The following is a 25996-nucleotide window of genomic DNA, read 5'->3' on the forward strand; positions in this document are numbered from 1 at the left end:
GCTCCTTACTCGGCGCCGATCCTGAGCCCGATGACCGATGCTGCCGTCGGCTTCGTCTCTGAAATCCGATAGCACTCCGCCACGGTCTTGGCGGCTTGAGCGGCAGTCGCCTCGTCATTCGCCTGAACGAAGGCGATCGGCTCGCCCTTTTCGAGCTCTGTGCCAAGCGGCTTGAAGCCGGAGATACCCACGCCGTGATCGATCTTGTCGCTCGGGCGCTGGCGGCCACCGCCCAGCGTGACAACGGCAAGGCCCAGTCCGCGTGTGTCGCAGGCGCTGAGATAACCATCCTGTTCGGCAAGAACGGCCACTTCGACCTTGGCGCGCGGCAGATAGCCTTCGGCCTTCTCCATGAAATCCTTGGGCCCGCCGAGCTCGCTGACCATTTTCCCGAAGAGCTCGGCCGCCTGGCCGGAGGCGAGCACCTTTGCGCAGCGGGCCAGAGCCGCCGCCTGGTCCGTTTCCACGCCGGCATTGACCAGCATCTCGGCACCGAGAGCCAGCGTCACCTCTTTGAGCCGCGTACCGCTCTTCTGACCTGTGAGGAAATCCACCGCGTTCTGCACCTCGATCGCGTTTCCTGCACAGTCGGCGAGCGGCTCGTTCATGTCGGTCAAAAGCGCCGTGGTCTTCACGCCGGCACCGTTCGCGACACGCACCAGCGAGCGCGCCAAAGCCTCCGCATCTTCGCTCTTCGCCATGAAGGCGCCATTGCCGACCTTCACGTCGAGAACCAGGCTCTCCAGCCCCGCCGCGAGTTTCTTCGACAGAATGGAGGCCGTGATCAGCGGAATGGACTCAACCGTCGCCGTCACGTCGCGGATCGCATAGAGCCGCTTGTCGGCCGGGGCCAGATCACCCGTCTGGCCGATGATCGCGCAGCCCGCACGATCGACCGTCCGGCGGAAGGTGACATTGTCGGGTATCAAGTCGTAACCGGGGATCGACTGCAGCTTGTCGAGCGTGCCTCCGGTATGGCCAAGCCCACGCCCTGAAATCATCGGCACGGCAAGCCCGCAGGCCGCCACGATCGGCGCCAGCATCAGCGAGACATTGTCGCCGACGCCACCCGTCGAATGTTTGTCCGCAACCGGCTTGCCGACGCCTGCCCAAGAGAGAACGTCACCGGAATCACGCATGGCAAGCGTCAGCGCCACGATTTCATCCGGCGTCATGCCCTTGAAGAAGACCGCCATCGCAAAGGCCGCTACCTGCCCCTCGGAGATCGTTTCCTTCGACAGGCCCTCGATAAAGCCGGCAATCTCCTGCGCGCTCAGGGTCCCGCCATCACGCTTGCGTCGAATGATCTCCTGGGGAAGCATGGCTCAATACCCCGATGCCGCAGCCGTTGAGCGCTCGCCCGAGAGCACGGCGTTTATATCGTCGAGCAGGCCGGAAGCGCCGAAGCGGAAGGTCGACGGCATCACCCAGTCCTCGCCCATGATGGTGTCGGCGAGCTTTAGATAATGGCCGGCGTCCGCCACCGTCGAAATGCCGCCGGCCGGCTTGAAGCCCACCTTCTTGCGGCTGTCGCGGATCGCCTGCAGCATGATGTCGGCGGCCTCGAGCGTCGCGTTGACGCTGACCTTGCCGGTCGAAGTCTTGATGAAATCAGCACCGGCCGCAATCGAGAGATCCGAGGCACGGCGGACGAGCGAGATATCCTTGAGCTCACCCGTTTCCAGGATCGTCTTCAGGATTGCCTGGCCACAGGCGGCCTTCACCGCAGTGACCATGTCGGTCACGGCCTTGTCGTCACCGGCCGCCAGCGCCCGGTAGGGGATCACGAGGTCAATGTCGTCGGCCCCGTCTGCAACTGCATCGCGCGTCTCCGCCAGCACGTCTTCCGTCTTCATCTCGCCGGAGGGGAAGTTGACGACGGTCGCAATGCGGATCGGGCCGTCGGGGCCAAGCAGGGTACGCGCCTGCATGACAAAGCGCGGAAAGATGCAGATTGCAGCCGTCGGACCGAAGGCGCTCTGGGCGCGCTCGCAGAGCGTCACGATCTGGTCGGGTGTGCAGTCGTCTTTCAGATTGGTGAGGTCGAGCAGCGAAAGCGCCCGCGATGCGACAGCGCGCAGTTCTTGATTATCCAATGTTATTTCCTCCGCCGATCATCCGTTTCAGGATGGTGGCCAGACGTTTGCCGCCGATCGGCGCCATGTCCTTGGTTTCTTCGTGGCTGAGTTCGCCACCGGTCATGCCTGCCCCATAATTGGTGATCACGGAGGCAGCCGCAACCCTCAGGCCATAGAAACGGGCGAGAATAACCTCTGGCACCGTCGACATGCCCACGGCATCGGCGCCGAGAATACGCGCCATGCGGATCTCCGCCGGCGTCTCGAAGCTTGGGCCCGAGAACCACATGTAGACGCCTTGGGCGAGCGGCACATCTTCTGCTTCAGCGGCTGCCCGCATCGCGGCCTGCAGTTCGGCATCATAGGCCGAGGTCATGCCGACGAAGCGCCCGTCGCTCGGCTCGCCGATCAGCGGGTTCTTGCCGGAGAAGTTGATATGATCGGTGATCTGCATGACCGATCCGGGGGGCATGTCTTCCCGCAGCGATCCCGCCGCGTTGGTGAGGATCAGCGACTTCACGCCGAGCCCCATCAGCACTTCGATCGGCTTGCGCATCGCATTGGCATCGCCGTGTTCGTAATAATGCATGCGGCCCGCCAGCATGATCACGGGCGTGCGCCCGAGATAGCCTGCAACGATCTCGCCGGCATGACCCGACACACCGCTCAAGGGAAAACCCGGCAGATCGGAGTAGGGGATGCGGACGGCATCACGAACCTCGTTGACCAGCGATCCCAAGCCCGATCCGAGAACGATGCCGAAGCGCGGCATGAGGCCGTTCAGGCGCTCGACGAGCAGATCCACGGCCGCCTTCATCCGAGGATGTCCGTTTTGAAGCTGAGCGGAAGAAGCTCGTCCATGGTCATGGTCTTCTGCACACCCACTTCGTCACAGAGATAGATCTTGGTAGTGGCCGATGCGAATTCAGAGATCTTCTGGCGGCAGCCACCACAGGGCGGGCAAAGCGCAAGCTTCTCGGCAATCACCGCCATCTCGATGATCTTCTTGCCCCCGCCCATGATCATGCAGCCGATCGCCGTCGGCTCGGCGCACCACCCTTGAGGGAAAGAGAGGTTCTCGATATTGGCGCCAGTATAGATGCGCCCGTCATCGGCCCGGATCGCAGCCCCCACGGGGAACTTCGAATAGGGCGCATGCGCAAATTTCATCGCGTCACGCGCGGCTTCGAAAAGATCATGTGCCATGATCAACGCTCCTTGGAGTATGCGACGCCACCGGCCTTCGGCGGGTTGGCAGAGCCGATGAAGCCCGCAAGCAGAATGCAGGTGAGGATATAGGGCAGGGCCTGGAAGAGCTGCACCGGCACTTCGCCGATGACGGGCAGTTCCTTGCCCTGCATGAAGTTCGCAAGCGCATCGAGGAAACCGAAGAGAAGGCAGGCAAACATCACGGGCACCGGCTTCCACTTGGCGAAGATCAGCGCTGCAAGCGCAATGAAGCCCTTGCCGGCCGACATGTCCTTGATGAAGGCAGCCGACTGGGCGATTGCGAGATAAGTACCGGCGATGCCGCAGAGCAGACCGGCCATCAGCACCGCGCGGTAGCGCAGGAAGGTGACCGAAATGCCGGCTGTGTCGACCGCACCCGGGTTCTCGCCGACAGCGCGCAGGCGCAGGCCGAAGCGTGTGCGATAGAGCACCCACCAGGAGATCGGAACGGCGAGGAACGCGATATAGGTGAGCATGTTGTTGCCGGAGATCACGTTCGAATAGATCGCACCGATGAAGGGCACGTCGCGCATCATGTCGGCACCCGGCAGAATGATCGGGGAGAAACGACCGTCGCCGGAGACCTGCGGCGTTCGGCCGCCCTGGCCGAACCAGGCCTGGCCGAGCACCACGGTGAGGCCCGCAGCCACGAAGTTCAGCGCCACGCCCGAAACGATCTGATTGCCGCGATTGGTGATCGAGGCAAAGCCGTGGATCAGCGAGAACACCAGCGAGACGGCGATGCCGGAGAAGAGCCCGAGCCAGGCCGAACCGGTGAGATAGGCGACACAGGCCGCGGCAAAGGCCGCTGCCAGCATCTTGCCTTCAAGCCCGATGTCGAAAACGCCGGCCCGTTCGGAATAGAGGCCGGCAAGGGCGGCCAGGATCAGCGGGATCGACAGACGGATCGTCGAGCCGAGGATGCTGATGAGCATGTCGAATGATTCCATGGTCGCGTCCTCAGGCCTTTGTCATTGTCTGGTAGATGCGCACGATCATCGGGCGGCACATGAATTCGAGCGCACCGGCGAACAGGATCACAAGACCCTGGATGACCACAATCATCTCGCGGGTGATGTTCGGCATGTCGAAGGAGAGCCAGGCTCCGCCCTGATAGAGAATGCCGAACAGGATGGCGGCGAGCACGATGCCGAGCGGATGGTTGCGCCCCATCAGCGACACCGCGATCCCGACAAAGCCCGCGCCTGCGACGAATTCCACCTGCAGACGGGCAGACGCGCCGAGCACCGGGTTGAGCGCCATCATGCCGGCAAGGCCGCCGGAGATCAGCATGGTGATCATGACGATCTTCACATAGGGAATGCCGGCATAGGCGGCGGCCGACCGGCTGATGCCAAGCGTGCGCATCTCGAAGCCGAGCTTGGTGCGCCAGATCAAGATCCAGACCAGCACGCACATGACGAGCGCGATCAGGAAGGACACGTTGAACGGGGCCGGCCCAAGCGTGCCGCCGAACATTGCAATCAGCCAGTCCAACTTCGGCAGCTGACCACCTTCGAGGAAGGTGCGGGTTTCCGGTGCCATCTTGCCGGGAACGATCAGCACGTTGACGAGCAGATAGACCATCAGCGCTGCGCCGATGAAGTTGAACATGATCGTGGTGATAACGATATGGCTGCCGCGCTTGGCCTGCAGCCAGGCCGGGATGAAGGCCCAGGCGGCGCCGAAAAGGGCGGCGGCCATGATCGCAAACGGCATGGTGACATACCACGGCACATAGTGGTCGAGCGCAAGCGCTGCGAGCGCTGCGCCTAAGCCACCCAGATAGGCCTGGCCTTCCGAGCCAATGTTGAACAAGCCGGCGTGATAGGCAACCGCGACCGAAAGCCCGGTGAAGATGAAGTTCGTCGCATAAAACAGCGTGAAGCCAATGCCTTCACCGCTGCCGAGTGCGCCTTCCAGCATCAGCTTCAGCGCCTCCCACGGGTTTTCCCCGATGATCCAGACCACGAGGCCGGATACGAGAAAGGCAAGCGTGAGGTTGATCAGCGGCAGCAGCGCATAATTGATCCAGTTCGGAAGGGGTACGGATGCAGTGCTCATCAAATCCTCAAGCCGCAATACCGGCCATCATCAGGCCGAGTGTCTGTTCGCCTGTGTCAGGCGTCTTTTCGCCGACGACCTTGCCGGCGAACATCACCAGAATGCGGTCGGAGAGCGAGCGGATCTCGTCGAGCTCGACGGAGACGAGCAGCACGGCCTTGCCGGCGTCGCGCGTCTCGACGATCCGCTTGTGAATGAATTCGATCGCGCCGATGTCGACGCCGCGCGTCGGCTGGCCGACGATCAATAGCTTTGGATCACGCTCGATTTCGCGGGCAACGACGATCTTCTGCTGGTTACCGCCGGAGAAATTGGCGGTCTTCAGCCGTGGGTTCGGCGGACGGATATCGTATTTCTCGATTTCCTCGACCGCCGCCTTGCGCATCAGGTCGGGGTTCAGAAACGGACCCTTGCCGTATCGCTCGTCGCGATGGTAGCCGAGAATGGCATTCTGGCTCTCCTCGAAGGGCAGCACGAGACCCATATGGTGGCGGTCTTCCGGGATATGCGCCACACCAATGCCCCGGAGTTCCGCCGGGTCGAGGCCGGCAACGTTATTGCCGTTGATCCAGATTTCGCCCGAAGTCGGTTTGCGAATGCCCGTGATTGCTTCAAGCAGTTCGCTCTGACCATTGCCGGCGACGCCGGCGATGCCGACGATCTCGCCGGAGCGCACGTCGAAGGAGACGTTGTCGACCATGACGACGCCCCTGTTGTCCTTGACGGTCAGATTGCGCACCGAGAGGAAGATCTCGCCGGCATTGGCGGGCTTCTTCTCCACATGCAGCAGCACCCGGCGGCCGACCATCAGCTCGGCGAGTTCTTCGACCGTGGTTTCGGCCGTCTTGCGGGTCGCAACCATTTCGCCGCGGCGCATGACGGACACCGTATCGGTGATCGCCATGATCTCGCGCAGCTTGTGGGTGATTAGGATGACCGTCTTGCCCTGGTCGCGCAGCACGCCGAGGATCTTGAACAGGTGGTCAGCTTCAGCCGGTGTCAAAACGCCTGTCGGCTCGTCGAGGATCAGGATCTCGGCACCGCGATAGAGCGCTTTCAGGATTTCGACGCGCTGTTGCAGACCGACAGGCAGTTCCTCGACAACAGCGTCGGGATCCACGTCCAGCTCGTAGTCTTCTTCCAGCTTCTTGAGCGCCGCGCGTGCGGCATCCGTGCCCTTGCCGAGCAGGGCGCCGCCTTCGGCGCCGAGCATCAGGTTCTCGAGCACGGAGAAATTCTCGACCAGCATAAAATGCTGATGCACCATTCCGATTCCGGAACTGATGGCGGCTTGGCTGTCCTTGATGGTGATCGGCTTGCCGTCGATCTGAATGGAACCCTGATCGGCCTGATAGAAGCCGTAGAGGATCGACATCAGCGTCGACTTGCCGGCGCCGTTTTCACCGATGATGCCGTGGATAGAGCCCTTGGCGACCGTCAGGTTGATGTTCTTATTGGCATGCACCGCACCGAATTTCTTGTCGATGCCGATCAATTCGATCGCGGGTGCCTGGTTCGTTGCGTTCATTCCGGTCCCCCAGACATACAAAAAGGGCGCAGAACGACGATGTCGCCGTCCTGCGCCCGGATTCTAGATCACTTCGGGCAGGAATTGTCCGACATGTAGTCATGGACCTTCACGGTGCCGGCGGCGATGTCGGCCTTGGCCTTCTCGACAGCAGCCTTCATCTCTTCGGTGATCAGCTTGGCATTGTTGTCATCAAGGGCGTAGGCGACACCTTCCTGTGCAACGCCGAGAACCTGCAGACCGGGCGTGAACTTGTCGTTCTTAGAGTCCGCGTAAGCGTTGTAGACGGCGAGGTCGACGCGCTTGACCATCGAGGTCAGAACCGAACCCGGATGCAGGTGGTTCTGGTTGGAATCGACGCCGATCGACAGCTTGCCGTTGTCGGCAGCCGTCTGCAGCACGCCGAGACCGGTCGCGCCGGCTGCCGCGTAAACGACATCCGCACCCTGGTCGATCTGGTTCTTGGTCAGTTCACCGCCGCGAACCGGGTCGTTCCATGCAGCACCCGTGGTGCCGGTCATATTCTGGAAGACCTGGATGTCGGCCTTGGCAGCGCGTGCGCCCTGCTCGTAACCGCAGGCGAACTTGCGGATCAGCGGAATGTCCATGCCGCCCACAAAGCCGACCTTGCCGGTGGTGGAAGCCATACCGGCCAGCAGGCCGACCAGGTAAGAACCTTCCTCTTCCTTGTAGACAACCGAACGGACATTCGGCTTGTCGACGACGGAATCGACGATCACGAACTGGGTATCCGGGAATTCAGCGGCAACCTTTTCGACGGCCGAGGTCCAGGCGAAGGAAACAGCAACGACCGGGTTGAAGCCGCGCGAAGCGAAGTTGCGGATCGCCTGTTCACCCTGAGTGTCGCTGGTCGGCTCGAAGTCGCGATAGTCGATGCCGGTTTCGGCCTTGAACTTCTCGGCGCCACCATAAGCAGCTTCGTTGAAGGATTTGTCGAACTTGCCGCCCGTGCCGTAGACCAGCGCCGGCTTGACGTCGGCCGCAAGCGCGGTCGCCGACATCGCGGCCAAGGCAAAGAGACTGAGGAGGGTTTTCTTCATGGTGCAGCCCTGTTGTTGCTATTGATCTTGTTGGGTCCTCCCGCAAGCCTTTCCGAGTGAGAAAGACATGTCTGCGGAACCGCCGCCCCCTGTTCCGGAGGTCCTGGCTGGCTTTCATCCTTGCATGGCTCGCCTGAAAATTCACCAGATTTTTTTCATCTGGTAAAGATTCACAAGCCTGCTGATTTTTCAGCGCAGGCAGCTGAAAAATCAGTCAGATCAATAGGATTTATGCTGCCGGTTTGAGCATTTGCCCTCAGGCTGCGGGCGATATCGGGCAGGAGACGCCCGTCCCGCGCAGGCCGCAGTAACCATTCGGATTCTTCGCCAAATATTGCTGGTGATACTCCTCGGCATAGTAGAACGGTCCGGCATGGGCAATTTCCGTCGTCACCCGGCCGTTGCGTCCAGCCTTCACCAGCGCCTCCTGGAAGCGATCGCGAACGGCGATGGCGAGCGCCATGTCTTCGTCATCATCGACATAAATCGCGGAGCGATAGGTGGTGCCGATATCATTGCCTTGGCGCATCCCCTGTGTCGGATCATGCGCCTCAAAGAAGATCTTCAGCAGCCCTTCGAGCGAGATTTTCGCAGGGTCGTACACCACCTTCACCACTTCGGTGTGGCCGGTCAGGCCCGTGACGGTTTCCTGATAGGTCGGATTGGGCGTGATGCCGCCCTGGTAGCCGGAAACGGTGAGATACACCCCCGGCGTCTGCCAGAGCAGACGCTCGGCGCCCCAGAAGCACCCCATGCCAAGATAGATGGTCTTCATGCCCTCGGGTGCCGGTCCCTTGAGCGGCAGGCCGGAAACGAAATGCGTGGCGGCCGTCGGGATCGGCTCTGGCCGGCCGGGCAGGGCGTTTTCTGCCGTCGGCATCACGGTTTTCTTGTTGAACATGTCGATCAGGAACATCTTGAAACCTCCTGAGGCCTTTTCTCGGCCTGTTTTTGCATTTTCTTCTGCCTCTCCGGCAGATCACCGCCCGCCGTACCAACCGGCTTCGGTCTTCGATCATTGGTCGTCAGCACCCACCAAAACTTACAATCTGCCGGGCACTATCAAGCCCTTGGCGCGCCGAAGGCCCGGTTCACGCTGCAAACCGTCCGGCCAGCGACGGTTTCTTGTAGCCGATCATCCAGAAGGCGAGCGACAGCACCAGCATGGCGGCAAATGCCGGCTGCGGCAGAACAACATCGCGAAGCGCGAGCCAGGCACCATCACCGAGCCGCCCGACGACAAGCTCTTCGAGTGTCATGAGAGAGCCCGGATGGGTCTCGATCCAGGCTTCCGAAATCGGGGTCATGATGACCTGCGATGCGGACACCGAGGCAATGGCATCGATCACGCAGAACACAACGCCGACGCAAAGCGCAAGCAAACTCAAGACCCTGAACAGGAACCGCACCACCAATGTCTCCGGCTGAAGCCCGGCGCGGCCTTCAGGGCCTGCCGCACTGGGCCTATAGATAGGGAATTGTCGGCCGATGTCAAAATTCTGATAGATTTCGGTTGATCCGCCGAAATTCCTCGGTATATATCGCGCCCGACCAACCGCGGTGGTTTTTCCCCGCGATCCCCCTGGACAGGTGGCCGAGTGGTTTAAGGCGCACGCCTGGAACGCGTGTGTGCGTGAAAGCGTACCGTGGGTTCGAATCCCACCCTGTCCGCCATTCTTCCCAATCTCCATTCTGCTACTTGATATCATTCACCCCTAGCGGACCGTGCTGGCGGCTCCCCTTGCACTCTCGGCTTCCGAAACATTTTGCTTGACCGCGATGAAACTATCCGGCGTGACCGAGATGCTGTCGATGCCGCACTCGACGAGGAACTTGGCAAATTCCGGATGGTCGCTCGGTGCCTGGCCGCAAATGCCGATCTTGGCCCCTGCAGCCTTGGCTTCGCTGATCACGCTGCGGATCATCCATTTGACCGCGTCGTCCTGCTCGTCGAAAAGATCGGCCAGCTCGCCGGAATCGCGGTCGACCCCGAGTGTCAGCTGGGTCAGGTCGTTTGATCCGATGGAGAACCCATCGAAATACTGGGCGAACTGCTTGGCAAGGATGACGTTCGAGGGGATCTCGCACATGACGAAGACCTGCAGGTCGCTCTCCCCGCGCTTCAGTCCGTTTTCGGCCATCACGCCAAGTACCTTTTCAGCCTCCGCAACGGACCGGCAGAAAGGGATCATCACCACGACATTCTTGAAGCCGAGTTCGTTGCGCAGCTTTCGAATTGCCCTGCATTCGAGAGCAAATCCGTCCCGGTATCGCGGCGAATAGTATCGCGAGGCGCCGCGAAAACCGATCATCGGGTTTTCCTCGGTCGGCTCGAACGCGGCGCCGCCAAGAAGCCCCGCATATTCATTGGTCTTGAAATCGCTCATCCGCACGATGACAGGCTTCGGGTAGAAGGCTGCTGCGATCCTCGCCAGTCCTTCGGCGAGCTTGTCGACGAAGTAGGCGGACTTGTCGGCATAGCCCGCTGCCAGTTCGGCGATTTCGGCTTTGGCACTCTGATCGGTTAGACTGTCGAAATTCACCAGTGCCATGGGATGGATACGAATGGCATTGCTAATGACGAATTCCATGCGCGCCAGGCCAACGCCGTCCGCCGGCAGTCGCCACCAGCGGAATGCGGCACCCGGATTGGCGAGGTTCAGCATCACCTTGGTCTTTGTCGCCGGAATATCCTCCATGTCGAGCGTCTGGACCTCGTAGTCGGCGCGGCCCTCATAGATTGACGCCTCGTCTCCCTCGGCGCAGGACACGGTGATTTCCTGGCCAGAATGCAGGACCTGGGTTGCTGTCCCTGTCCCGACAATGGCCGGCAGACCCAGTTCCCGGCTGACAATGGCAGCATGCGAGGTGCGGCCGCCATGGTCGGTCACGATGGCAGCCGCCCGCTTCATGATCGGAACCCAGTCAGGGTCGGTCGTGGACGTGACCAGGATCGATCCGTCGACGAATTGCCCGATATCGTGGGCATTCTCGATCAGGCAGACCTGGCCGGAGACGACGGCGTCGCCAATCGACAGGCCCGTGAGCAGTGTCTTGCCCTTGCTCTTGATCTGATACGAGCTGAACACTGCGGCTTCGCGGTTCGACTGGACCGTTTCCGGTCGGGCCTGGACGATGTAGAGGCGCCCGGAATGCCCGTCCCGGGCCCATTCCATATCCATCGCGCAGCCGTAATGGCGTTCGATGGTCGTGGCCCAGCGCGAAAGTGTCAGGATCTCGGCGTCGGAAAGCACGAAGGCGGCGCGCTCCGCTTTCGATGTCGGCACGTTGCGCGTCGGCTGCTCGGCAGAGCCATAGATCATCTTGATGGTCTTGCCGCCGCACTTCTTTGAAATGATCGGGCTGAGCGCCGGATCGTTGAGGAGCGGCTTGAAGACCTGATATTCGTCCGGGTCGACGGCACCCTGGACAACATTTTCGCCGAGCCCCCAGGCGGCATCGATCAGGACGACCTTGTCGAAACCCGTTTCCGTGTCGATCGAGAACATGACGCCGGACCCGCCAATGTCGGAACGCACCATTTGCTGGATCCCGACAGACAGCGCGACCTTCATGTGGTCGAAGCCTTTCGTCTGACGATAGAAGATCGCTCGGTCGGTAAACAGCGAGGCAAAGCAGCGCTTGCAGGCCTGCAGGAGTTCCGTCTCCCCGACGATGTTGAGAAATGTCTCCTGCTGTCCGGCAAAGCTTGCATCCGGAAGGTCTTCGGCCGTGGCGCTGGAGCGGACGGCGACACTGACACCAGGTTGACCGGCTCTGTCTGCCATGCCGCGATAGGCCTCGACGATGGCGGCGGCCGTGGTGGCCGGCCAGTCTGCCCTGAGGAACAGCTGGCGGATGGCTGCCCCCGTCTCGGAAAGGCTTGCCTTGCCGGCTGTCCAGTCGGCGATCGATTTGCCGATCAATTCACGGATCTGGTTTTCGTCGACAAAATGCCAGTAGGCATCAGAGGTGGTCGCAAAGCCCGGTGGAACATCGACGCCCTTGAGACCCAGCTCCTGGATCATTTCCCCAAGTGAGGAATTCTTGCCGCCGACCTTGGCGACATCCGAGCGTTTGAGGTCATCAAACCAGACTACATGAGCGGTTACATGATGCATGCCTACCTCCTCCAAGGACGGGTTGCTTTAAGCGAACCCAAGGGAAGACTATCGGCAAAGCGCCGACCTGCGGTTGATGCACATCAAGGAGAGTTCGGCTCGGCCACATCCCGGTTTTGGCCGTGCCATTTCGCAAGGCGGTCAGCGCTTGGCTGTCCGATCTGTAGAAGCCTGCGGCTCAATGCTGGACACTTAAGGGTCGGTGCTGCGCAGATATCCGAGCACGGCGTCGGCGATCATCGACTTATGACGGTCGTAGATTTCAGGTTCGGAAAGGTCACGCTTGAAGATCGTGCCGAAGGTGTAGCGGTTCGAGACACGAAAGAAGCAGAAGGCGCTGATCAGCATGTGCAGATCGATCGCGTCGACCCTTCGCTGGAACAGGCCGCTCTTCAGGCCACGGTCGATGATGTCCTGCAGCGTGCGAATGACGGAGATGTTGAGATCAGCGATTTCACTCGATCGCTTCATGTGCATCGCGTGATGAATGTTTTCGATGCTGACGAGCCGCACGAAATCGGGATTGTGTTCGTCATGGTCGAAGGTCGTGCTGATCAGCCGGCGCAGAGCTTCGTCGGGCTCCAGTTCCGACAGCTGTAGATCCGCTTCGAGCGATCGGATCTTGCGATAGGCCTTTTCCAGCACCGCGAGATACAGCCCCTCCTTGCTGCCGTAGTAGTAATAGATCATCCGCTTGGAGGTGCGCGTCTTCTCGGCGATTTGATCGACCCGTGCGCCCGACAGTCCGAACTCGGCGAACTCCTCCGTTGCGACATCCAAGATGTCTTCCCGCGTCCGCTCAGGGTCGTTCCTGCGCGTTTCCCTCGCCGTTTTCGCCATAATCTCTATCCCCGATCGCGATTGCGGCCATTGCCGACGCACCGCGCTTTCCGTTCATAATGGTCTCGGTCCCACGCTTCAAGCTGGCCACGATTGACACTAACTAGTTAGTACATTATTGTTGAGGTCAGGTTGGGAGGCCGGAAGCGTGGACGAGATCCGGGCTTCGACATTGGGAGGCAGTTATGACGCAAAAGCGCGATATCTTGAGCGCCGGACTGATCGGGTTCGGCATTCAGCGCTCGCTGACCCCTGCCATGCACATGCGCGAAGGCGAGGCCCAGGGCGTCGACTATCGCTACGACCTCATCGACCTCAATGAGCGCAAGCTCGGCCCCGATGACCTTGACGCGCTTGTCGCTGAGGCCGAGGAACGGGGCTTCTGCGGCCTCAACATCACCTATCCCTGCAAGCAAAGAATCCTGCCCTTGCTGACCGACATCTCCGAGGACGCGCGCAAGCTCGGCGCCGTCAATACGGTGATCTTGCGCGACGGAAAGCGCATCGGTCACAACACCGACTGGTGGGGATTCGCGCAAGGGCTTTCCCGCCAACTGCCTGACGCGGACTTGTCGTCTGTGGTTCAGATCGGTGCTGGCGGTGCCGGCGCGGCGACGGCCTATGCCGTGCTCGAAATGGGCGCGCGGTCACTCGCGATCTTCGACATCGATCCGGACAAGGCATCGGAACTGGCGTCCCTCATGGCGCGGCATTTCCCCGAAGCCTCGGTCAGCGTCGCTTCCGATCTGCAGGCTGTCATAGGCGCCGCCACCGGGCTCGTTCATGCCACGCCGATCGGAATGGATAAGCATCCCGGCATGCCCGTGCCCGCAGAACTGTTGCACCCGGGCCTCTGGGTTGCCGAGGTGGTCTATTTCCCCTTGGAGACGGCGCTGCTGCAGGCCGCCCGTCAGCGCGGTTGTCGCGTGGCGAACGGAGGCGGGATGGCGGTCTTCCAGGCCGTCGGCGCGTTCTCGTTGTTCACGGGCCTTGAGCCCGAAGTCGGTCGCATGCTCCGCCATTTTGAAGCGCTGACTGAGGGTGGTGTCACACGCCAGCCTCAGACGGCTTGAGGCGGAGAGTGCATTTGGAGTGTGGCCATCAGGCGCTGGCCGCCTGTCCGGATTGAAACTGGTGGCCCGAAAGGGCAGGGAGGAGGAAGACATGTCCGGCATCATCGACATCCTGAACTCCCAGGTTGTGCGCCACGTGTCGCTCTCCCGTACGCCAATTCCTTGCATACGATCCGCTCTGCTGACCGCTCTCGTCCATAAGGGGAGGTTCGCATGAAGACCTCGATTGCGACCGTCTCCATCAGCGGTGAGTTCGAGGAAAAGCTCGCCGCCATCGCGCGCGCCGGCTTCGATGCCGTCGAGATCTTCGAGAACGACTTTCTCGCCTTTGATCGTTCGCCGGCCGAGGTCGGACAGATGGTTCGTGATCATGGTCTTGCCGTGTCGCTTTTCCAGCCGTTTCGCGACTTCGAAGGCATGCCTGAACCCTTTCGATCCCGCAATTTCGACCGTGCCGAGCGCAAATTCGATCTGATGGCCGAGCTCGGCACGGATCTGATGCTAATCTGCTCGAACGCCTCCCCCGTCGCGCTGGGCGGCATCGATCGCGCCGCCGAGGATTTCCATGCGCTCGGCGAGCGTGCCGCCCGCCGTGGCTTGCGTGTGGGCTACGAGGCGCTCGCCTGGGGGCGGCATATCAACGACCACCGCGACGCCTGGGAGATCGTGCGCCGCGCCGACCACCCCAGCATCGGCCTGATCCTCGACAGCTTCCACACCTTGTCTCGCAAGATCGAGCTGAACTCGATCCGGTCGATCCCCGGCGATCGCATCTTCATCGTCCAGCTCGCGGACGCGCCGCTGATCGAAATGGATCTCCTCTATTGGTCGCGCCATTTCCGCAACATGCCGGGCGAGGGCGATTTGGCCGTCACCGCCTTCATGCAGGCCGTCGCAGCCACCGGTTACAACGGCTATCTGTCGCTCGAAATCTTCAACGACCAGTTTCGTGGCGGCTCACCTGACGCAATCTCGCGGGACGGGCGTCGCTCGCTGGTCAACCTCATGGATCAGGTGGCCCGGGCCGAACCGAAGATCAGCATACCGGTGCCGGCCATGCCCGACCGCGCCAAGGTATCCGGCATCGCCTTTATCGAATTCGCCGCCGGCGAGGACGAGGAGCGCGAGCTTGAAGCCCTTTTCACGCTGCTCGGCTTCGTGCCCACTGCCTGGCATCGTTCCAAGGCCGTGACCCTCTATCGCCAGGGCGACATCAATATCGTCATCAACAGGGAAGAGAAGGGTTTCGCCAACGCCTCCTATCTCGTCCATGGGGCCAATGCCTATGCCTTCGGGCTTATGGTCGATGACGCGGCAGAGGCCCATAGACGCGCGCTTCAGCTCGGTGCCGAGGATTTCCGCCAGTCCGTCGGTCCGGGCGAGCTGCAGGTCCCGGCGATCCGCGGCGTTGGCGGAGGGCTCGTCTACTTCCTCGACCAAAAGAGTGAACTCGCGCGGATATTCGACGTCGAGTTCACGCCTATCGATGAAACGCCGGAGAGCAGCGTCGACATCGGCCTGACCCGGGTCGACCACATCGCCCAGACAACGCGCTACGAGGAAATGCTCACCTGGCTGCTCTTCTACACATCACAGCTCGATGCCCGGAAGACGCCGATGGTCGACATCATCGATCCGGCCGGCCTCGTCAGAAGCCAGGTGGTCGAGACCCCGGACGGGCGTCTACGAATCACCCTGAACGGCGCTGAAAACCGCAACACGCTGGCCGGCCGCTTCATCGCCGAAACCTTCGGCTCGGGCATCCAGCACATTGCCTTCGAGACGGACGACATCTTCGCCACCGCCGAGGGGCTTGCCGCGAAAGGTTTCCGATCCCTCGTGATCTCGCCGAATTACTACGACGACATCGAGGCCCGCTTCGGTCTCGACCCCGATCTCGTCGAGCGGATGAAATCGGCGAATATCCTCTATGATCAGGATGAGGCGGGGGAGTATTTCCAGCTTTACTCCCCAACCTATGGCGAGGGCTTCTTCTTCGAGATCGTCGAGCGTCGGGGCTATCGTGGCTACGGAGCGCCGAACGCGATCTTCCGCATCGCCGCCCTCAAGCGCCATCTGCGTCCGAAGGGAATGCCGAAATGAGCGCCCGGATTATCCACGCAGCCGGCCGCAGCCGTTCAGTTCGCCACCGTGCCACCGAGCGCGATCGTCAGCGACTGGTCGATGTGACGCGACAGAGCCGCGGCAGCCTGCTCGGCAGATCCCTCCATCAGCGGGTTGAGGAAGGCCAGATGCTCGGAGATCACCCGTTTGGCATTGTCCCGGGTCACGCGCACTCTGGTTTGCGCCGTCATCCGGATCTTGATCGCCGTGACACGGTAGACATTGGCGATCAGGCTGTTCTCCATGGCGTCGACCATGTCGGCATGCATCTGCCAGTCATAGACCTGCAAGTCGCGCAGGAAGGCGGGAAGGTCGGTGATGTCGTCGCCGCCGAGCCGCTCGCGCGCCTGGATGTGCCAGTCGAGCCAGTTGGCGATCACGGCACGGTCGAGGCGCTGGATCATGTCCGGGATGGCGCTGAGTTCGATGATGCGGCGCATCTGATACGCTTCCCGCACGAAGGTCACATCGAGGCTGGGCACCATCAGCCCGCGTTGCGGCAGCGTCTGCAAAAGGCCTTCGGCCTCGAGCCGCGGAATGGCTTCGCGGATGGCGCTGAGTGTCAGTTCCGTCGTCTCGACCAGCGCGCGCTGGGAGATGACCTGGCCGGGCTTCAGCCGGCCCCAATTCAGAAGTTCTTCAATTCGACTATAGGCGAGCTGCCTGAGGGAGCTTTCGCCTGTCGTCGACATAACTGCCTGCCGGGCGCTCGGTTTGTCTCTCATGGGTTCACACTGTCGCGTTCGGGATTGATAACAGCACACTAACATGTTAGTTCGATATCAGTAAGGCAGGATCTCTGCCATCAGCGCGTTTTCACAGGTTTGGAGGACCGGAAGCGTGCTGGGGCGGAAAACAACCAGAAGTTCCATAGTCAAACGGGAGGAGACTACACAATGAAACTCACACTGACCCGCCGCTTCCTGATGGCATCCGCCATCACCTTCACGGCACTCGCAGCGAGCGGTTCGCTCGCAATCGCCCAGGACAAGCCGGTGATCCGCATGTCCACGCCGGCCTCCGAGACCGATCAGCGATCCGTGGCGCTCGCAACCGTCTTCGGCCCGGCGATCGGCGAATTCGCCACCTATCAGCCGCACTACAACGCCTCCCTCGTGCCGCAGGGCTCGGAGCTCGAGGCCATTGCAGCCGGCGATCTGGAAATGTCGATCACCTCGGCGCAGGAACTCGCAAACTTCCTGCCGGAATTCTCGATCTTCGCCACAGGTTATGTTCATCGCAGCGCCCAGCATCAGGTTAACGTCTTCAGCGACCCGCTGATGGATCCGCTCAAGGAGAAGGTCGAAAGCGAACTCGGTGTGAAGCTCCTCGCCGTCATGTATCTCGGCAAGCGTCACGTGAACCTGCGCTTCCCGCGATCGGAAAAGAACATCATGACCCCGGCAGATCTCGCTGGCGTCAACCTGCGCATGCCCGGCAGCGACGCCTGGCAGTTCCTCGGCCGCGCCCTTGGCGCAAACCCGACGCCGGTGGCCTTCACTGAGATCTACACCGGCCTCCAGACCGGCTCGGTCGATGGTCAGGACAATCCGCTGCCGACGGTTGTCGACGCGAAGTTCTACGAAGTTACCAAGCAGGTGAGCCTGACCGCCCACCTCGTCGACCTCAACTACATCGCCTTCTCCAAGGCCGTCTGGGACAAGCTGACGCCCGAGCAGCAGGCCGCGGTCCAGAAGGCTGCCGAAGACGCGGCACAGTCGGGTCGCGAAGGCCAGCTGAAGAAGGAAGACGAACTCGTCGCCTTCCTCAAGGAGCAGGGTCTCGAAGTCTATGAGCCCGACCTAAATGCCTTCCGCACCCACGTTCAGGCACAGTATGTCGGCTCCGACTTCGCCAAGGCCTGGCCGGAAGGTGCACTTGAGAAGATCAACGCCATCGCTGACTGAGCGCGACCTGATCTGAACCGGGCCGGGGAGTGATCTCCGGCCCATCGTCGAACATGATGTCCTGTCGAAGGTGATGGTGTGTCTTCTCTGATCAAACTGTTTCGGACTTCGGCCGAAGCCGTGGCTGCCGCGCTGATGGCCGCCATGTTTGCGACCTTCATTCTGCAGGTCCTCGTTCGCTACACGGCGCGCCTCCCTTGGGTCGCCGAGAACATGCCCTTTCTCCAGCCGACCAACTTTGGCTGGACGCTGGAATTCTGTCTCGCCATCTGGGTCTGGCTGATCTTCTGGGGCAACAGCTTCGTTGTCAGGGTCGAGGATCACGTCACTTTCGACGTGCTCTATGTCTCCGTATCCCCGCGTATCAGGCAGATCTTCACCGTTGTCACCGGCCTTGCCGTCGCCATCGCCCTTCTCTTGTCGGTGGCGCCCACCTGGGATCGCCTCGCCATTCTCCGCCTGAAAAAGACAGCCACCCTCGGCGATCTCTTCGGCGACTGGATCCGCATGCGAGATGTCTACATGATCTATATCGTCTTCCTCGTCGCCGTCGCCGGCCGCTATATCTGGCAAGTCTGGCAGGCACTGCGCGAGAGCCTCAGCGGCACTGGTGACACCGGACAGACGGGAGGCCAGGCATGAGCATCGCCTTCCTCCTCTGCATCGTCATTCTGCTTGGCCTCGCCGTGATGGGTACACCCATCGCCTATGCGATCCTTGTTGCCTCATTTGCCTATCTTGCCGCCAGCGGTCAGAGCATCGGCATCAGCGGCAAGATCCTGCTGGATGGCCTTTACCAGAGCTTCATTCTGCTCGCCGTGCCGCTGTTCATCATCGCGGCCAACATCATGAATGCCGGCTCGGTCTCCGATCGGCTGCTGCAGTTCTGTGTCGCCCTGGTCGGCCGCTTCCGCGGCGGCCTTGGCCATGTCAATATCCTCTCGTCCCTGGTCTTTTCCGGCATGTCCGGCTCAGCGATTGCCGATGCGGCCGGCATCGGCAAGATGATCATCGACATGATGGTGAAGTCTGGCCACTACACGCGCGGCTATGCCGCCGCGATCACGGCCGCATCCGCCACCATCGGCCCGATCATCCCGCCATCGATCCCGATGGTGCTCTATGCCCTCGTGTCCAACACCTCCATCGGCTTCCTCTTCCTTGGCGGAATCGTCCCCGGCCTGCTGATGGGTGCCCTACTGATGGCCATGAATGCCTGGATTTCGCACAGACGCGGCTTTGCCAAGCATGAGCCCGTGCCGCTGCGCGAATTCCCGGCCCTGACGATCAATGCCGGCCCTGCATTGATGATGCCTGCGATCCTGCTCTACGGCATCTATGGCGGCGTCACGACGCCGACCGAGGCAGCAGCCGTGGCGGCCTTCTATGCGCTGATCCTGGCGACGATCTTCTACAGGTCGCTCAGCTTCAAGCATTTCTACGAGATCCTGGTCACCAGTGCCCGTTCGTCCGCGGCCGTCGGCCTGATCATTGGCGGTGCGCTGATCCTGAACTACATCGTCGCCTCGGAGAACATTCCGACCGTCGTCGCCAATGCCCTCGTCGACCTCGATGTGCATCCGCTGGTCTTCCTGCTCGCCGTCAACCTGCTGTTGCTCGTGCTCGGCTGTTTCCTCGATGCCTCGACGATCATCCTGGTCATCATTCCCCTGTTCATTCCGACATGCCGGGCGCTTGGCATCGACCTCGTGCATTTCGGCGTGGTGGCCGTGGTCAACTGCATGATCGGTCTGATCACCCCGCCCTACGGCATCCTTCTCTTCGTCATCAATGCCGTGACGCGCATACCGCTCGCTGAAATCATCCGAGAGATCTGGCTCTTCCTGGCGGCCCTTCTGGTTGCCCTGCTGCTGCTGATCCTCATTCCCGATATCACCCTGATGCTGCCGCGTGCCCTCGGTTATGCCGGCTGATCGCAAATGCCCCTGTTTCGAGGACCGCTTCCATGACGCATAACTTCCACGGGATCGTCCCGGTGATGATCACGCCCTTTGACGACAATAACGCAATCGACTGGGACGGCTATGCCAAGCTGATCGAATGGTACATCGACAATGGCTCCCACGGCCTGTTTGCCGTGTGCCAGTCCTCGGAAATGCTGTTTCTGACGCTGGAAGAGCGCACTGCGCTCGCCTCCTTCACGGTCCGGCAAGTCAAGGGCCGCGTCCCGGTCGTCGCTTCCGGACATATCTCTGAGAGCATGGACGACCAGAAGGCAGAGCTTCGGGCCATGGCCGAAACGGGTGTTGACGCCGTGGTCCTCGTGACCAACCGCCTCGCGGCTGCCGACGAAGATGCCACCGTCTTCCGCTCGCGGATGCAGGACCTGCTCGGCGCGATCCCGGCAGACATGAAGCTCGGGCTCTACGAATGCCCCGCACCCTATCGCAGATTGCTGATCGATGACGAGGTCCGCTGGTGCGCCGAGAGCGGTCGCTTCGCCTTCCTGAAGGATGTTTCCTGCGACCTCGACCACATCCGCCGCCGGTTGGCCCTCGTCGAGAACACGCCGCTTGCGATCAACAATGCCAATGCAGCGATCGCCTGGCCTTTCCTTGAGGCCGGCGGCCACGGCTTTTCCGGTGTCATGAACAACTTCCACCCGGATCTCTATCGCTGGCTCTATGATCACGGCAAATCCCATCCGGAACTTGCCGCCGAACTCGACACCTTCCTCGTCCTCTCGGCCATGTCGGAGAGTTACGGCTATCCGAAGCTCGCCAAGCATTTCCATCGCCGCATCGGCACATTCGCCAATGTTCACAGCCGCGCCGTGCCGCATGACATCACGGAACGCCACTGGGCCGTGGAAACCGTTCTGGATCACATCGTGACGGGTGCAGACCGCTTCCGCTCGAAAATCGCGAGAGCCTGAGCCAAGGCTTTCGCCCAACTTAGGCCGGTGCGGTGCTCAAGGCCGATCGTTTGCGGCTGAGGTAACGTCCCTCTGCTGCGCGAACGATGGATCCCTGATCCATCACGGTCTTGCCGCGGACCAGCAGGCGCACCGGCCACCCCGTCACCGCAAGCCCTTCATAGGGTGTGTAATCTGCCCCGTGCTGCAGCATCTCATTGGTCAGGGTGAGCTGTCTTGTCGGGTCCCACAGCGCAATGTCGGCATCTGAGCCGATCGCGATCGTGCCCTTCTGCGGATACATGCCGTAGAGCTTGGCGTGGTTGGTCGACGTCACCGCAACGAAGCGGTTGATATCGATCCGCCCCTTCATCACCCCTTCGGAAAACAGAATGGGAAGGCGCGTGGCCACCCCCGGTATGCCGTTCGGGATCCAGCGGAAATGCCGCTTGCCCTTCTCGTTCAGCTTGCCCTCCGGATCATCGAAACGAAACGGGCAGTGATCGGACGAGAAGAGGTCGAAGACGCCCTGTTCGAGACCTTCCCAGCAGGCATCCTGGCTCGGCTTGTCACGCGGCGGCGGCGAGCAGACGAATTTTGCGCCGTCCAGACCTTCGAGGTCGAGGTCGTCAGCCGTCAGCATCAGATATTGCGGGCAGGTCTCGCCAGCGATCTTCTGTCCGCGCTGGCGGGCGCGGCGGATTTCCTCCATCGCCTCGCGGTTCGAGACATGGACGATGACGATCGGCACATCGACGATTTCGGCGAGCGAAAGGGCCCGGTGGGTCGCTTCGCGCTCGGCCGCCACCGGTCGGGTGGTGGCATGGTATTTCGGGGCGAACTTGCCCTCTTCCTCGTGCCGGCCGATCAGGTAGCGGATCGCATCCTCGTTCTCGCAATGGACCATGACCAGCGCACCGGTGCGCCTTGCCGTATCGAGCGTGGCCAGAATCTCGTCGTCCCGCAGCCTCAAGCCCTCATAGGTCATGAAGACCTTGAGCGAGGTGTAGCCATCCTCGACAAGCGCCGGCAGTTCCTGGCCGAGAACTTCCGCCGTCGGATCAGTCACGACGAGGTGGAAGGACACGTCGATATGACATTTCCCCTCGGCCTTGCCGTGATAGATCTTGAGCGCCTCGCGCAGTGACTGACCCTTTTCCTGCATGCAGAATGCGAGCACGCTGCTGTTGCCGCCGATCGCAGCCGATCGCGTGCCGCTGTCGAATTCGTCGGCCATGACGATGCCCTCACCGGACGGCTGGTCGAGATGCACATGGCTGTCGATCCCGCCGGGAAGCACGAAGAGCCCCGTTGCATCGATCACCTCGTCGGCATCCGCCAGATCGGTTGCCAGCGCCACGATCCGCCCGCACCTGATGCCGACATCGCTGACGAAAGTATCGCTTGCGGTCACCACCGTTCCGTTGCGGATCACTGTGTCGAAATGCATGGGGCTCGTCCTTCTCAGTTGCGGTTCAGCTCGCCTTCGCAAAACCAGCCTGTCCGGCCAGAATCCGGTCGAGCGCTGCTGTAAAGCGGTCCACTTCCTCAAGCGTATTGTAGTGCACCATCGAGACGCGCAGCATGCCGCCGTGGTCCGTCAGGCCGAGATATTCGGCGAGCCGGCGCGAGTGAAAATCGCCGAAGCGCATCGCGATCTTCTCCGCATCCATCGCCCTGCACATCTCGCCGGCATCGCGACCGTCGAGACGGAAGGCGATGGTCGGCACCCGGCGGCTCTCGTGATTGGCAGAGTGGCCAACGATCATGCAGTCATTGCGGGAGCGCAGATAGGTAAGCAGACGGTCGGTCAACGCATCTTCCTGCGCCGTGATCGCCTCATAGGCGGCCTCTATCTTCTGGCGCACGCTGCCGGTTTCGCCGGCCTGTTCGCCAAGGCTCGCGAGGTAATCGACGATACCGCAGGTGGAATAGGCGAGCTCGTAATTGGGGTTGCCCGGCTCCAGCTTGCCCGGCACTTTGTCTCGGCCGTAGAAATAGTGGTAGAGCGTGTCGAGCTCGAGAAGAAGGTCGTATTTGCCATACATCAGCGCATAATGCGGACCATAGGTCTTGTAGAGACTGAAGACATAGTAGTCGACGTCGAAGGCCTGAACGTCGACCGCGCGATGCGGTGCATAGGCGACGGCATCGACGCAGATCTTGGCGCCGCGGGCATGCACGAAATCGGCGATCTCGCGGATCGGGTTGATCGAGCCGAGGATGTTCGAGCAATGCGTGACACAGACGAGCTTCGTGCGTTCGCTCATCAACGGTGCGAGATCGGCGAGGTCGAGCGTCAGCGTGTCCTTGTTCAGCGGCCAGATCTTTAGCACCACGCCGCGCTCCTGCAGCCGGTCCCAGGGGCCGATATTGGATTCGTGGTCTGAGACGGTGATGATGATCTCGTCACCCGCCGACAACTGACTATGCATGGCGCGTGCGAGGTTCTGCAACAGCGCTGTCGTGGAATTGCCGAAGACGATCTCTTCCGGCCGGCCGGCATTGACCAGATGCATGGCCGCCGTGCGCGCCTCATAGAGCGCTGCGGCTGCAGCCTGCGAGACCTCGTAGGAGCCGCCGATCTGCACGTTCTTCTCATAGAGGAAGGTGTTGATGCGCTCGACCGCGCCCTTCAGGATCTGCGAGCCGCCCGCATTGTCGAAGAAGGTCCAGCCGCGGGCGAGGCCCGGGAACTGGCTGCGCACATAGTCGAGATCGAGCGGCTTGGCGGAAGGGGCTGGCATTGCGGGGTGTCCTCCAGTGTTTTTTCTTGTTCAGTGATTGAGGACTGCGCGCAGGAAGCCGCGCGTCCGTTCATGCTGTGGGGCGTCGAAGATGTCTGCCGGCGCTCCGCTTTCAACCAGCCGCCCGCCATCCATGAAAATCACCCGGTCTGCGACTTGGCGGGCGAAACCCATTTCGTGGGTGACGACGATCATGGTGACGCCGGAGCCCGCCAGCTTGCGCATGACATCAAGCACTTCGCCCACCATTTCCGGGTCGAGCGCCGATGTCGGCTCGTCGAAGAGCAGGACGCGCGGCTCCATGGCCAGCGCCCGAGCAATCGCAACGCGCTGCTGCTGGCCGCCGGAGAGCTGTCCCGGAAATTTCTCCGCCTGTTCTGAAATGCCCACCCGGGCAAGCAGTTCGCGCGCCTTACGTTCTGCCTCCGCCACGGATGTGCCGCGCACCCGCATCGGGGCGAGCATGACGTTCTTCAATACGGTCATGTGCGGGAAGAGGTTGAAGGACTGGAACACCATGCCGACTTCGGCGCGCACCTTGGCAAGCGCCGGGCCAGGCTCGACGCGAATGCCATCGACGGTGATCCGGCTTTCCGGCGCAAAGGCCTCGAGATGATTGATGCAGCGGATCAGCGTCGACTTGCCCGAGCCAGAGGGGCCGATGACGCAGACAACTTCACCTTCTGATATGTCGAGGTCGATATCGTGCAACACGGTGAAAGTACCATAGGCCTTGGTCAGCCCACGGATCGAGATAAGGGGCGCGGTGGTTCCGGTCATCAGCGTTTCCCCCGGCTGAAATGTTTCTCAAGGCGCGAGACGATTGCGACCATAGGCCAAAGGAGCGCGATGTAGATCAGCGCTGCGCCGATGAGGGGTGTGGGATTGGCAGCGAGTGCCTGGGCCTGGGTCGCCTGCTTCAAGAGGTCGGGCATGGCGACAACGGAAGCGAGTGCCGTATCCTTCATGACGTTGATGCAGTTGTTGGTGAGCGGCGGAATGACGATGCGGATCGCCTGGGGCAGGATCACGTCGACCATGGTGTGGCGGTTGGACAGACCGAGGGCCGCCGACGCTTCGAACTGGCCATGCGGGATGGCCTCGATGCCGGCGCGGAAGATCTCGGCGGTGTAGGCAGCAGACACCAGAGACAGGGCAGTCACCGCCGACAGGAAAGGCGAGAGGCGAATGCCGACGAAGGGCAAGGCGTAGTAGACGACGATCAGCAGCACCAGAAGCGGGATCGAGCGGAAGATGTCGATGTAGATCCGGATCAGAACCTTGAAGAAGGCCGGTGCGTAGAGGCGTGCGACTGCGAGGAAAAGGCCGCCGGCAAGGCCGACGAGAATGCTCGTCACGCCGATCTGGAGCGTGACCAGCAGCCCCCAGAGCAGCGCAGGAAGACTGTCGGCCAAAACGTTGAGGTTGAAGAAGGTATTGAGGAGTGTCATGCCGCATCGGCTCCTTTGGCAAGTCGGCGGGACAAGAGCATCCCGCCGATCGCGTTTTGAGCGTTACATGGCTTTAGGCATGTCGAGTACGGTGACCGTCGAGGTCGTGTCTTCTGCCTTGGCACCGAACCAGGTCTCGTGCAGCTGGGCGATGAAGCCTTCCTGCTTGAGCGTGGTGATCACGGCATTGACTTCCGTTGCGAGCGGATCGTCCTTGTTGAACATGATCGAGTATTTCTCGCCTGTCGGGATGCGCTCGACCACCTTCAGTTCCGGCTTGTCCTTGGCGTAGTAGAGAAGTGCCGGGATGTCGGAGATATAGCCATCGATGCGACCGGCAACGAGATCGAGCATCGCGGGCTGCAGGCCTTCGAAGCGGCGGATTTCGCCGAGTTTGTATTCGCCCTTGTTGGCCTCGGACCACATGTCGCCGGTCGAGCCGGTATCGACACCGACGACCTTCTCGCCCATGTCCTTGAGACCCATGATGCCGGAGGCGGCAGTCACGGTCAGCGACTGGTCGCTGTCATAATAGGGCTGCGCGAAGGATACCGATTCCAGACGCTTCTCGGTGATGGTGATCGACGAGATCGCCATGTTGATGCGGCCCGACTGCACGGCCGGGAAGAGGCCGTTGAACGGGGTGTTGACGAATTCGACCGTCTTGCCGAGGCGTTTGGCGATCTCATTGACGAGATCGACCTCGAAGCCCGTGACCTTGCCGCTGGCGTCTTCAAATTCCCAAGGTACGTTGCCGATATTGGCGCCGACGGTCAGATCTGCGGCATGGGCGGACGTGCCAAATGCGGCAAGCAGGCCCGCGAAGATGGATGCTGTAAATGTGGTTGAACGTGTCATGAGAGTTCCCCTTGTTTTTTGAACATGACTCAATCTACA

General features: G+C 61.3%; 24 protein-coding genes and 1 tRNA gene. 7 read left to right on the forward strand and 18 right to left on the reverse strand.

What is annotated here, in order from left to right; translation table 11 throughout:
• Window positions 1–5 precede the first annotated feature (5 nt).
• The 10 genes from deoA to BW978_RS00960 form a co-directional block, all read right to left on the reverse strand.
• Window positions 6–1322, reverse strand: coding sequence for a thymidine phosphorylase (gene deoA, locus BW978_RS00915; RefSeq protein ID WP_076391376.1), 1317 nt, complete (start codon window positions 1320–1322; stop codon window positions 6–8).
• Window positions 1323–1325: 3 nt separating this feature from the next.
• Window positions 1326–2096 carry a deoxyribose-phosphate aldolase gene (gene deoC / locus BW978_RS00920; RefSeq protein ID WP_076391378.1) on the reverse strand — a complete coding sequence of 257 codons (771 nt, stop codon included), beginning with the start codon at window positions 2094–2096 and terminating at the stop codon, window positions 1326–1328.
• On the reverse strand, window positions 2089–2895 hold the full coding sequence (locus BW978_RS00925) for a purine-nucleoside phosphorylase (protein ID WP_076391380.1): 807 nt from the start codon (window positions 2893–2895) through the stop codon (window positions 2089–2091). Before BW978_RS00925 ends, deoC begins: the two co-directional genes overlap by 8 nt.
• Window positions 2892–3284 (reverse strand): cytidine deaminase, encoded by a 393-nt coding sequence (locus BW978_RS00930; RefSeq protein WP_076391382.1) that lies wholly within the window; start codon window positions 3282–3284, stop codon window positions 2892–2894. Before BW978_RS00930 ends, BW978_RS00925 begins: the two co-directional genes overlap by 4 nt.
• Before the next feature lie 2 nt (window positions 3285–3286).
• Window positions 3287–4258 (reverse strand): ABC transporter permease, encoded by a 972-nt coding sequence (locus BW978_RS00935; RefSeq protein ID WP_076391384.1) that lies wholly within the window; start codon window positions 4256–4258, stop codon window positions 3287–3289.
• 10 nt (window positions 4259–4268) lie between these two features.
• The gene (locus tag BW978_RS00940; protein ID WP_054149444.1) at window positions 4269–5372 is read right to left on the reverse strand and encodes an ABC transporter permease; all 1104 of its coding nucleotides are present in this window, start codon (window positions 5370–5372) and stop codon (window positions 4269–4271) included.
• 7 nt (window positions 5373–5379) lie between these two features.
• Window positions 5380–6900: an ABC transporter ATP-binding protein gene (locus tag BW978_RS00945; protein ID WP_076391386.1), complete on the reverse strand. Its 1521-nt coding sequence runs from the start codon at window positions 6898–6900 to the stop codon at window positions 5380–5382.
• A 68-nt stretch (window positions 6901–6968) separates the two neighbouring features.
• A complete protein-coding gene (locus BW978_RS00950; RefSeq protein WP_076391388.1) occupies window positions 6969–7961 on the reverse strand; it encodes a BMP family lipoprotein in 993 nt (330 codons plus the stop codon).
• A 256-nt stretch (window positions 7962–8217) separates the two neighbouring features.
• Window positions 8218–8877, reverse strand: coding sequence for a peptide-methionine (S)-S-oxide reductase MsrA (msrA, locus tag BW978_RS00955; protein WP_076391390.1), 660 nt, complete (start codon window positions 8875–8877; stop codon window positions 8218–8220).
• 175 nt (window positions 8878–9052) lie between these two features.
• Window positions 9053–9370 (reverse strand): hypothetical protein, encoded by a 318-nt coding sequence (locus BW978_RS00960; RefSeq protein ID WP_076393092.1) that lies wholly within the window; start codon window positions 9368–9370, stop codon window positions 9053–9055.
• A gap of 175 nt (window positions 9371–9545) precedes the next feature.
• On the opposite strand from BW978_RS00960, the gene BW978_RS00965 reads away from it, so the two are divergent.
• Window positions 9546–9635, forward strand: a tRNA-Ser gene (locus tag BW978_RS00965).
• A 41-nt stretch (window positions 9636–9676) separates the two neighbouring features.
• Here BW978_RS00965 and ppsA read toward each other — a convergent pair.
• Together ppsA and BW978_RS00975 are read right to left on the reverse strand one after the other, a co-directional pair.
• Window positions 9677–12082, reverse strand: a complete 2406-nt coding sequence (ppsA, locus tag BW978_RS00970; protein ID WP_076391392.1) for a phosphoenolpyruvate synthase — start codon at window positions 12080–12082, stop codon at window positions 9677–9679.
• A 192-nt stretch (window positions 12083–12274) separates the two neighbouring features.
• Window positions 12275–12922 carry a TetR/AcrR family transcriptional regulator gene (locus BW978_RS00975; protein ID WP_076391394.1) on the reverse strand — a complete coding sequence of 216 codons (648 nt, stop codon included), beginning with the start codon at window positions 12920–12922 and terminating at the stop codon, window positions 12275–12277.
• Window positions 12923–13107: 185 nt separating this feature from the next.
• Here BW978_RS00975 and BW978_RS00980 point away from each other — a divergent pair, with 185 nt between their 5' ends.
• Window positions 13108–13995, forward strand: a complete 888-nt coding sequence (locus BW978_RS00980) for a shikimate dehydrogenase (RefSeq protein WP_076391396.1) — start codon at window positions 13108–13110, stop codon at window positions 13993–13995.
• A 213-nt stretch (window positions 13996–14208) separates the two neighbouring features.
• Window positions 14209–16098: a bifunctional sugar phosphate isomerase/epimerase/4-hydroxyphenylpyruvate dioxygenase family protein gene (locus BW978_RS00985; protein WP_076391398.1), complete on the forward strand. Its 1890-nt coding sequence runs from the start codon at window positions 14209–14211 to the stop codon at window positions 16096–16098.
• 35 nt (window positions 16099–16133) lie between these two features.
• On the opposite strand, the gene BW978_RS00990 is transcribed toward BW978_RS00985, so the two are convergent.
• Window positions 16134–16811, reverse strand: coding sequence for a GntR family transcriptional regulator (locus BW978_RS00990; RefSeq protein WP_076391400.1), 678 nt, complete (start codon window positions 16809–16811; stop codon window positions 16134–16136).
• 204 nt (window positions 16812–17015) lie between these two features.
• Between BW978_RS00990 and dctP the strand changes: the two genes are divergently transcribed.
• The 4 genes from dctP to BW978_RS01010 all read left to right on the forward strand — a co-directional run bounded on the left by dctP (window position 17016) and on the right by BW978_RS01010 (window position 20922).
• Window positions 17016–18026 carry a TRAP transporter substrate-binding protein DctP gene (gene dctP, locus BW978_RS00995; RefSeq protein WP_076391402.1) on the forward strand — a complete coding sequence of 337 codons (1011 nt, stop codon included), beginning with the start codon at window positions 17016–17018 and terminating at the stop codon, window positions 18024–18026.
• A gap of 78 nt (window positions 18027–18104) precedes the next feature.
• Entirely contained in the window at window positions 18105–18668 is a 564-nt protein-coding gene (locus BW978_RS01000; RefSeq protein WP_076391404.1) for a TRAP transporter small permease, read from the forward strand.
• Window positions 18665–19960 (forward strand): TRAP transporter large permease, encoded by a 1296-nt coding sequence (locus BW978_RS01005; protein ID WP_076391406.1) that lies wholly within the window; start codon window positions 18665–18667, stop codon window positions 19958–19960. The genes BW978_RS01000 and BW978_RS01005 overlap by 4 nt, the downstream gene beginning before the upstream one ends.
• A 32-nt stretch (window positions 19961–19992) precedes the next feature.
• Window positions 19993–20922 carry a dihydrodipicolinate synthase family protein gene (locus BW978_RS01010; protein WP_076391408.1) on the forward strand — a complete coding sequence of 310 codons (930 nt, stop codon included), beginning with the start codon at window positions 19993–19995 and terminating at the stop codon, window positions 20920–20922.
• A 19-nt stretch (window positions 20923–20941) separates the two neighbouring features.
• Here BW978_RS01010 and hydA read toward each other — a convergent pair whose 3' ends face one another.
• The 5 genes from hydA to BW978_RS01035 form a co-directional block, all read right to left on the reverse strand.
• The gene (gene hydA / locus BW978_RS01015) at window positions 20942–22351 is read right to left on the reverse strand and encodes a dihydropyrimidinase (RefSeq protein ID WP_076391410.1); all 1410 of its coding nucleotides are present in this window, start codon (window positions 22349–22351) and stop codon (window positions 20942–20944) included.
• A 25-nt stretch (window positions 22352–22376) separates the two neighbouring features.
• Window positions 22377–23648, reverse strand: coding sequence for a cysteine desulfurase-like protein (locus BW978_RS01020; RefSeq protein WP_076391412.1), 1272 nt, complete (start codon window positions 23646–23648; stop codon window positions 22377–22379).
• A 30-nt stretch (window positions 23649–23678) separates the two neighbouring features.
• Window positions 23679–24428 (reverse strand): amino acid ABC transporter ATP-binding protein, encoded by a 750-nt coding sequence (locus tag BW978_RS01025; RefSeq protein WP_076391414.1) that lies wholly within the window; start codon window positions 24426–24428, stop codon window positions 23679–23681.
• On the reverse strand, window positions 24428–25099 hold the full coding sequence (locus BW978_RS01030; protein WP_076391416.1) for an amino acid ABC transporter permease: 672 nt from the start codon (window positions 25097–25099) through the stop codon (window positions 24428–24430). Before BW978_RS01030 ends, BW978_RS01025 begins: the two co-directional genes overlap by 1 nt.
• Window positions 25100–25162: 63 nt before the next feature.
• The gene (locus BW978_RS01035; protein ID WP_076391418.1) at window positions 25163–25957 is read right to left on the reverse strand and encodes an ABC transporter substrate-binding protein; all 795 of its coding nucleotides are present in this window, start codon (window positions 25955–25957) and stop codon (window positions 25163–25165) included.
• Window positions 25958–25996 lie beyond the last annotated feature (39 nt).

Source organism: Rhizobium sp. RU33A (assembly GCF_900156055.1).
In the GTDB taxonomy this organism is placed as follows: Bacteria; Pseudomonadota; Alphaproteobacteria; order Rhizobiales; family Rhizobiaceae; genus Allorhizobium.

What these genes read in the sequence shown, in the direction of transcription:
- deoA (WP_076391376.1), bottom strand. Translation starts at nt 1,322, where the DNA reads ATGCTTCCCCAGGAGATCATTCGACGCAAGCGTGATGGCGGGACCCTG.
- BW978_RS00925 (WP_076391380.1), bottom strand. Translation starts at nt 2,895, where the DNA reads ATGAAGGCGGCCGTGGATCTGCTCGTCGAGCGCCTGAACGGCCTCATG.
- BW978_RS00930 (WP_076391382.1), bottom strand. Translation starts at nt 3,284, where the DNA reads ATGGCACATGATCTTTTCGAAGCCGCGCGTGACGCGATGAAATTTGCG.
- BW978_RS00935 (WP_076391384.1), bottom strand. Translation starts at nt 4,258, where the DNA reads ATGGAATCATTCGACATGCTCATCAGCATCCTCGGCTCGACGATCCGT.
- BW978_RS00940 (WP_054149444.1), bottom strand. Translation starts at nt 5,372, where the DNA reads ATGAGCACTGCATCCGTACCCCTTCCGAACTGGATCAATTATGCGCTG.
- BW978_RS00945 (WP_076391386.1), bottom strand. Translation starts at nt 6,900, where the DNA reads ATGAACGCAACGAACCAGGCACCCGCGATCGAATTGATCGGCATCGAC.
- BW978_RS00950 (WP_076391388.1), bottom strand. Translation starts at nt 7,961, where the DNA reads ATGAAGAAAACCCTCCTCAGTCTCTTTGCCTTGGCCGCGATGTCGGCG.
- msrA (WP_076391390.1), bottom strand. Translation starts at nt 8,877, where the DNA reads ATGTTCCTGATCGACATGTTCAACAAGAAAACCGTGATGCCGACGGCA.
- ppsA (WP_076391392.1), bottom strand. Translation starts at nt 12,082, where the DNA reads ATGCATCATGTAACCGCTCATGTAGTCTGGTTTGATGACCTCAAACGC.
- BW978_RS00975 (WP_076391394.1), bottom strand. Translation starts at nt 12,922, where the DNA reads ATGGCGAAAACGGCGAGGGAAACGCGCAGGAACGACCCTGAGCGGACG.
- BW978_RS00980 (WP_076391396.1), top strand. Translation starts at nt 13,108, where the DNA reads ATGACGCAAAAGCGCGATATCTTGAGCGCCGGACTGATCGGGTTCGGC.
- BW978_RS00985 (WP_076391398.1), top strand. Translation starts at nt 14,209, where the DNA reads ATGAAGACCTCGATTGCGACCGTCTCCATCAGCGGTGAGTTCGAGGAA.
- BW978_RS00990 (WP_076391400.1), bottom strand. Translation starts at nt 16,811, where the DNA reads ATGTCGACGACAGGCGAAAGCTCCCTCAGGCAGCTCGCCTATAGTCGA.
- dctP (WP_076391402.1), top strand. Translation starts at nt 17,016, where the DNA reads ATGAAACTCACACTGACCCGCCGCTTCCTGATGGCATCCGCCATCACC.
- BW978_RS01005 (WP_076391406.1), top strand. Translation starts at nt 18,665, where the DNA reads ATGAGCATCGCCTTCCTCCTCTGCATCGTCATTCTGCTTGGCCTCGCC.
- BW978_RS01010 (WP_076391408.1), top strand. Translation starts at nt 19,993, where the DNA reads ATGACGCATAACTTCCACGGGATCGTCCCGGTGATGATCACGCCCTTT.
- hydA (WP_076391410.1), bottom strand. Translation starts at nt 22,351, where the DNA reads ATGCATTTCGACACAGTGATCCGCAACGGAACGGTGGTGACCGCAAGC.
- BW978_RS01020 (WP_076391412.1), bottom strand. Translation starts at nt 23,648, where the DNA reads ATGCCAGCCCCTTCCGCCAAGCCGCTCGATCTCGACTATGTGCGCAGC.
- BW978_RS01025 (WP_076391414.1), bottom strand. Translation starts at nt 24,428, where the DNA reads ATGACCGGAACCACCGCGCCCCTTATCTCGATCCGTGGGCTGACCAAG.
- BW978_RS01030 (WP_076391416.1), bottom strand. Translation starts at nt 25,099, where the DNA reads ATGACACTCCTCAATACCTTCTTCAACCTCAACGTTTTGGCCGACAGT.
- BW978_RS01035 (WP_076391418.1), bottom strand. Translation starts at nt 25,957, where the DNA reads ATGACACGTTCAACCACATTTACAGCATCCATCTTCGCGGGCCTGCTT.